We start from the raw sequence: 6,501 nt of genomic DNA, 5'->3' as shown, positions 1-6,501 counted from the left end.
AAATATCTTAAGAATTATCCTATCTCTTTTCCCAACCTGTTGATTTTCCATTTCCACAATTTTTATTATTATCCTAAAATATTGCCACCAGTAGTATGGGGGTTCTGAATATCTTTGTCCGTATCAATTATTTTAAACCATCAACCTCTCCAACCTATCCTTAGTTTCCCGCCAATTGGGATACAATTTCCCCAACAACTCATAAAAGGCTGAACTATGGTTAAGATGAGCCAGGTGACACATTTCATGTATGATAACGTACTCTATACACACCTTTGGTGCTTTGATTAGCTCCAGGTTCAGATGGATAGTTCCATTGCGGTCACAACTTCCCCAGCGTTTCTCCATCCAACGGTACTTTAAACCTGGCTCTCCCTTATAAAGATTGCTGGACAGTTGAATGTTATCATCAAATAACTTTTTAAAGTGAATATCAGCTTTAGATTTGTACCAGGCCCTCAGTAAACGTTTTATCTTAGGTTTATCTCCTTTCTCCTTAACAATAACTACAAGCCAACCACTATTCAATTTAACCGATTCCTTATTACCTTCAATAACTTTTAAACGATACTGCTTGCCCAAATACAGATGGGTTTCCCCGCTTACATATTTTCTTGGTGGTGTTATTGGGTGAAAGGACAAGAAGAAATCTTGTTGTCTTATAATCCAGGCTGCTTTGGACCGTACCTTTTCTTTAACTTCTAATTGGTCGGTATGGGTAGGGGCAATCACCTGTACGCTTTCATCGGGGTGTACCTTTATCCCTAAAGTTTTTCGATTAGAATAACTTAGTTCGTAGTCAATGGTTGACTTACCGTATTGTATTCTATCTTTCACCATCATAGTTCTCGAAAAATTCATCACCATTATCTATATAATAACTTAGTTTACCATTTTTGGTTTTTACCTCTTCATGCCACATTTGAGCAACAATGTCATAACTATACCAATAGTCCATTCCTGCTTTCCAGCTTTTCCAAATTTTATCATCGATTCTATTCCTTTTATACCAAAATATTCTTCGGCACACAGGTTAAAGTAATCAATAAGAGTTTTCTTTTGGTCAGCAGTAAGGTCTGATTTATTAGCTACCGCTTGATTATCCTTAGAAGCTTTAACTATATCATAGATTTTATTATTAAGAAGGTCATATCGCTGATTAAATCCTTCAAACAAATCTTTAAGCATTTTATCACTTTCTCGTTTACGTGTTAATTTTGAAAAATGATAGGTGATGAAAAGCCCTACCACACCTATAAAAAAAGCTTGATTATTTCTTACTATATCAAGAGTTTCACTAACAATTTCTTTCATATTATTTGTACTTCAAAATAGCCACCTTAATATTCTCTTCAACCAGGTTATCAATATTATCCCAATTTGTATCCATATTGTATTTCTGAAGTAATTCATATACCCCATCCCCCAGGGCAATATTTATTTTACCCACCACATCATCATCCTTGTGCCATTCTACCATCTTTTTATCGTTGATGAAAATATTTTCTTTAACCGTCTTGTCTGTTGCTAGGCTTACTTCTATATGAAAGTCCTCAGAGGCATTCTTCCCATTATCAAAAATGGATTTGCTAAAGTTGTAAAAGGCCATAGCTGCATCATTTCCTGCTATAGCTTCGGGGGCATCATCTGAACGGCCATTGAAGAACTTATCTTCATAGTCTTTAGTCCGTTTTAAAAATTCAGCTTCAGTGATTCGCTTTTGATAATATTCTGTAATTGTGTCCTTGATTAACTCTGCCAGCTTTTTGTAATATACAGGGTCTTCCTGCATCTTAACATTAATAGCCTTAATAGTTCTACTGGCAATATGGTCAGCCTGGGCTGCTTTACCCGTTATTTTTTCAATCTCGGCCTGGCGTTCATCCTTATCAAAAATATTAACCAGCTCGGTAACTTTTAAAATATCACCTTCAGTAGATATGTGTTTATTAATGAGCTTCTGAATCTGAGGCTCGAATTCTCGATAGGATAGCTCATCATTATACCTACGCTTTACATCTACCCGTAGCTTAAGGAAAAAGTTTGCATCGGCCTTATACTTTTTAATCTTTGATTCATCTGTTTTTGTTACAAAGTCATAAGAGGAAAGTGCCATTTTTAATATCCTGGAAAAGTTACTAAGTCTTTCATAGAACTTGTTACGAATATCTTCGGGTTGAAGCAATTCCTCATAGGCAGTAGCTTCAACATTTTTATCCTTTAGACTTCGGAAGATGTCCCATAAATCTGAGTGGGCCTGGGGTAACTTCTTTATCTCATCACTAATCTTGGTTAAAGTACCTTCTAAATCCTCCTCATTGAAATCAGATAATCCAGAATAGGCTGTTAATGCATTATCCAGGTTCTCTAAGTTCCCATAATAATCAATGATATACCCATAATCTTTACCTGGGAAGACTCTATTGACTCTGGCTACAGCTTGAAGTAAAGTATGCTCTTTAAGTGACCTACACAGATATAAAACCGTGTTGTTGGGTGCATCAAATCCCGTGAGTAATTTCATTACCACAATAAGGATTTCAGGGTGTTCCCTTTTTTTGAATTGGTTAATTACACTCTTTTCGAATGTATCTAAATCCCCAAACTTATCAATCATAGCATCAAAGTACTTGTCTTCACGTTCCTTATCATCATTGGTATTGTGGAACCCATCCTCCACGCCTTCCCGCTGGTCGGTTCTGGTAACAATCACTTCACTGCTTACCTTGCCGATGTCATCCAGGTATTCTTTATAAAGTAAAGCCGACTTAACCGATGGAGCTACTAATTGTGCTTTAGGTTTGTACTTATCTGAGTTAGTTTGAAAGAATTCAGTATAATGCTCACTTATATCCCAGGCTCTGGCATATATCACCTGGTCTGCTTTATTTAGTTGATTTATCGAATTAAACTTCCGCTTCAGAGATGCTTTACCATAATCACTCAAAGGTTCAGATACCTTCTCAAAGTATCGGTTAATGGGGTCTTCATTCAATTTGATGAGGTTGTGTCTTCCTTCATAAAGCAATGGGACAACGGCACCATCATCAACAGCATCTTTAACAGTGTAAGGCTTGCCTATATAGCCCCCAAACTTGTTTGCGGTACTCTTTTCCTTCTTCATTAGTGGAGTGCCCGTAAAAGCCAGGAAACAAGCGTTAGGGAAGATGCGTTGGATACTTACATTAAAGGTCCCGTACTGAGTTCTATGGCCCTCATCTATTAAGATGAAGATATTAGAAGATTCAAAGGGCTTTCTACTTAGTTTAACCGCAGCCTCAAATTTGTTAATGATAGTGGTAATGATTGCATCATCATTTTCGTGAATAAGCTCAGTAAGATGGGTACCCGTTTTGGCTTGGTTTACCTCCTTTTGACACTTTTTAAAAGTTTTAGTGATTTGGTCATCTAAATCAATACGGTCCGTTACTAATAATATCTTAGGATTGGTGACATTTTTACTTGATGCTATTAATTGCGCTAACATCACCATCGTTAGTGATTTACCAGAACCTTGGGTATGCCAAATAACCCCACCACGTCTTTTACCCGTGTTATCGAAACCAGTAATTCTTTTTAGAGTTTGTTTCACCGCAAAAAATTGCTGATAACGAGCTATCTTCTTTACACCGTCATCATACAAGGTGTAATTTCTAATAAGGTCTAAAAACCGCTCTGGACGGTAAATACTGTAAAGCAGTTCATCCTGTTTGGTTACGGAACGGGGTTCAGATTCCACGGAATCAAAATATCGCCTCATTTTCCGAAACTTATCAGTTTCCGTCTTTTCGAACTTGAGCTTTTCTGAAAATAGAATATCCCTTTGTTCTATAGAGAGTGGTTGGTTCTTTAATTTTTTTAAGGTATCCCAGTATTTATTCTCGGCTTCCCTCGAAGGTAATTGTTCCTTCCATTTAGCCCAGAACTCCTTACTGGTTCCTGTGGTGGCATAACTTCCATCGTTAACCGCAAGGCTCATCAATAAATTGGAATATACATATAACGACCGTATACCCGTTTTACTGTAGTTTCTAATGTGCTGTTCAACCCCCAATTCTGTAGGTAATTTGGTGCTGTTTACCGATGGGCTTTTACACTCAATTATCCCCATAGGAATCCCGTTTATAAAGAGTACGATATCAGGACTGTAATGGTCTGTTCTCGCCTCACGAACTACAGAATATTCTTCGGTAACGTGGTAACTATTATTCTCAGGAGTTTCCCAATCAATGTAATGTAGGGTATGGCTTTTTTTATCACCATCAATACTTTGCTCAAATGCTTTCCCCAGGGTAATCAAATCATAATAGGCCGCATTAGCAATAAGAAACCCATCCTGAATCGGTAAGTCCTTCAAAGCTAAGATTGCCGAACTAATATTAGAATCTGAAAACTGGTATTCCTGACCTTTACGCTGAATAGTATTAATCTTATTTAGACGGTCCTTCAACACATCTTCAAATAAGACGTGTGAGGTTTTACCACCTCGCCACTTCATAGCCTCTTTAGGTGGGACATAGGTATAACCGAGGTTAATCAACATCTGTAACGCTGGGATTTGAGATATGTAGTCTTCTAAAAATGATGGTATTTTCATAACTTTTGGCCCTTTTTAAATTAATTGGCGGTCGCTGTTTATCAACATTATACTGGACTTTTCAACATAATTCATTTTGAAAATTGTGAATAACTGGCCCCTTTTTGGCCCATTTCTGGGCCTTTTCTGGCCCTTAGAGTAATCTGCTATTCTAATTTCCCTTCATCTCTAAGTTTTTTGAGACCAATTTTTAAAGCCTCATTAACCATATCCATACTCTTTTTGTAGTTTTCACCTACCACATAATAAGTCCCTTTTCCTGAACCCCTCTTAGATAGTTCTTTCTTTTTCACCAATTTACCTACGACATTTCTCACTTGTTTTCTTGTCATTCGACCTTGAAACAAGTCAACAAAATCACTCATTTTAGCTTCATCAAATTTGTTTAGATGCTGAAGAATAATGTAAAATGCTTGATTTTGGTCCCAATCAGTTTTACTGTATTTACCTTTTTCATCTGCGAACTCATAAAATTCTTTGGATAGAACGTAGTAAGTCCCACTTGTTTTTCCTCTTTTTTCAATCAAATCTCTAGCTAATAATTTTGAAAGAACGGATTTATCATAAGCAAAAATTCTGTTATTTTTTCTTATTTGATTCAAATGAATAACCTCATGAACACTTAATTTTTCATCGTTCTTTAAGTCTGACTGAACAGATTCAATGAACACGGCAAAAGCCTGGTCTTCGATAGTGGCAGAAAGATTTAACTCAACTTGAAAGTCATCTGAATTATCATAATTAGGTGCACTTTTACCCTCCTTTAAAGTTTGGTAATAAATTTTATCTACTCCCTGTCCTGAACGCTCCACGATACCTGTTTTTTGCAATATATCGGTTAAAAGTCTATTTCTCGGAGTACTCGATATGCCAATCAAATTATGTATTGAGACTCCCAAAGGAAAGCCGCCAGGACTAATAATATCCAACCTGGTGTTTGACTGCTTTATAACAATTTCACTGGAAATACGATAATTTCTATGTGCTACAGCATTATTAATTGCCTCTCGAATTACCTCCTGATTAAAATAAGGTATATCAAATATGAACGGTCCTTCTTGAATGGGTATAGAGCCATTCCGTAGATTAATAGCTTCCCACAACCTCTCGGTTTCCAAGAAAAATGGACCGCTAAATTCATATCGATTATCAAATACAATGTTATCAGAATTTCTCCTGTATTCTAATCTGATTGATGCTTGAGGAATAATTCTTCTTATAATTTCCTTCTTCCCTAAAAGAATCAAAGCCGCATATGTGACTTTTGAACCTGAAATCAAATCAAGGTCAGTAAGAACTTGTTCTTTTGATTGAGTAAGGAATTGGGCATTATTTTGTTTTTTAGAATATGCCTGCTTAAGTTCCTCGACAGCCTGGTCATCAATATCATCGATTGTAACTTTAGAACATATTTTTTGAGAAAAATCAGGTTCCTGTTCCTGGATGATTTTCAGATACATTTGGTCCGACATCGGCTTCAATTCTTCTCCCACTCGCATCAAAGGCACATCTTCAAACTTATATAGCTTTCCTATTGGCCTTGATGGAACTGAAATAATCAAAACTCTTTTCCCCTGTTCGTCATACTGCTCATCAATGTCGACCCGAATCCCAGTGTCACGATAAATATTACTTTCTAAAACACCAACTGTACCCAGATTTTGCTGCGTACCAACAACTTCATGCGGACTGCTTTCTTTAATTCCAAAAACTAAAAAACCACCTTCCTCATTAGCTAGAGCGGTAACATATCCTAAAATACATCTTCTCCTCTTCGAAACTTCAGGCTTATTTCCTCCATTATAAGATATATTACCTCCATTAGCTTGTTTGAATTCTACACGGTCTTCAGATTCTTTAAGTTTGATTAATTCTGATATAGTCATAAAAGTCTACTTTTAATT

The 6,501-nt window shown here is 36.5% G+C and carries 4 protein-coding genes; all 4 read right to left on the bottom strand.

All coding sequences use genetic code 11. From position 1 onward, the window contains the following. Window positions 1-132 precede the first annotated feature (132 nt). On the bottom strand, window positions 133-843 hold the full coding sequence (locus RM553_RS12885; RefSeq protein WP_311535349.1) for a M48 family metallopeptidase: 711 nt from the start codon (window positions 841-843) through the stop codon (window positions 133-135). Between the two features lie 60 nt (window positions 844-903). Next, window positions 904-1,314, bottom strand: coding sequence for a hypothetical protein (locus RM553_RS12880; RefSeq protein WP_311535348.1), 411 nt, complete (start codon window positions 1,312-1,314; stop codon window positions 904-906). A 1-nt stretch (window position 1,315) separates the two neighbouring features. Beyond that, window positions 1,316-4,597: a type I restriction endonuclease subunit R gene (locus tag RM553_RS12875; protein WP_311535347.1), complete on the bottom strand. Its 3,282-nt coding sequence runs from the start codon at window positions 4,595-4,597 to the stop codon at window positions 1,316-1,318. Between the two features lie 146 nt (window positions 4,598-4,743). Then, window positions 4,744-6,483, bottom strand: coding sequence for an RNA/DNA-binding domain-containing protein (locus RM553_RS12870; protein WP_311535346.1), 1,740 nt, complete (start codon window positions 6,481-6,483; stop codon window positions 4,744-4,746). Window positions 6,484-6,501: the final 18 nt, after the last annotated feature.

It is taken from the genome of Autumnicola tepida (genome assembly GCF_031846485.1).
GTDB classification, from domain to species: domain Bacteria; phylum Bacteroidota; class Bacteroidia; order Flavobacteriales; family Flavobacteriaceae; genus Autumnicola; species Autumnicola tepida.
The sequence above is the reverse complement of the archived record's forward strand: the minus strand, read 5'-3'. Positions and strand labels throughout refer to the sequence as shown.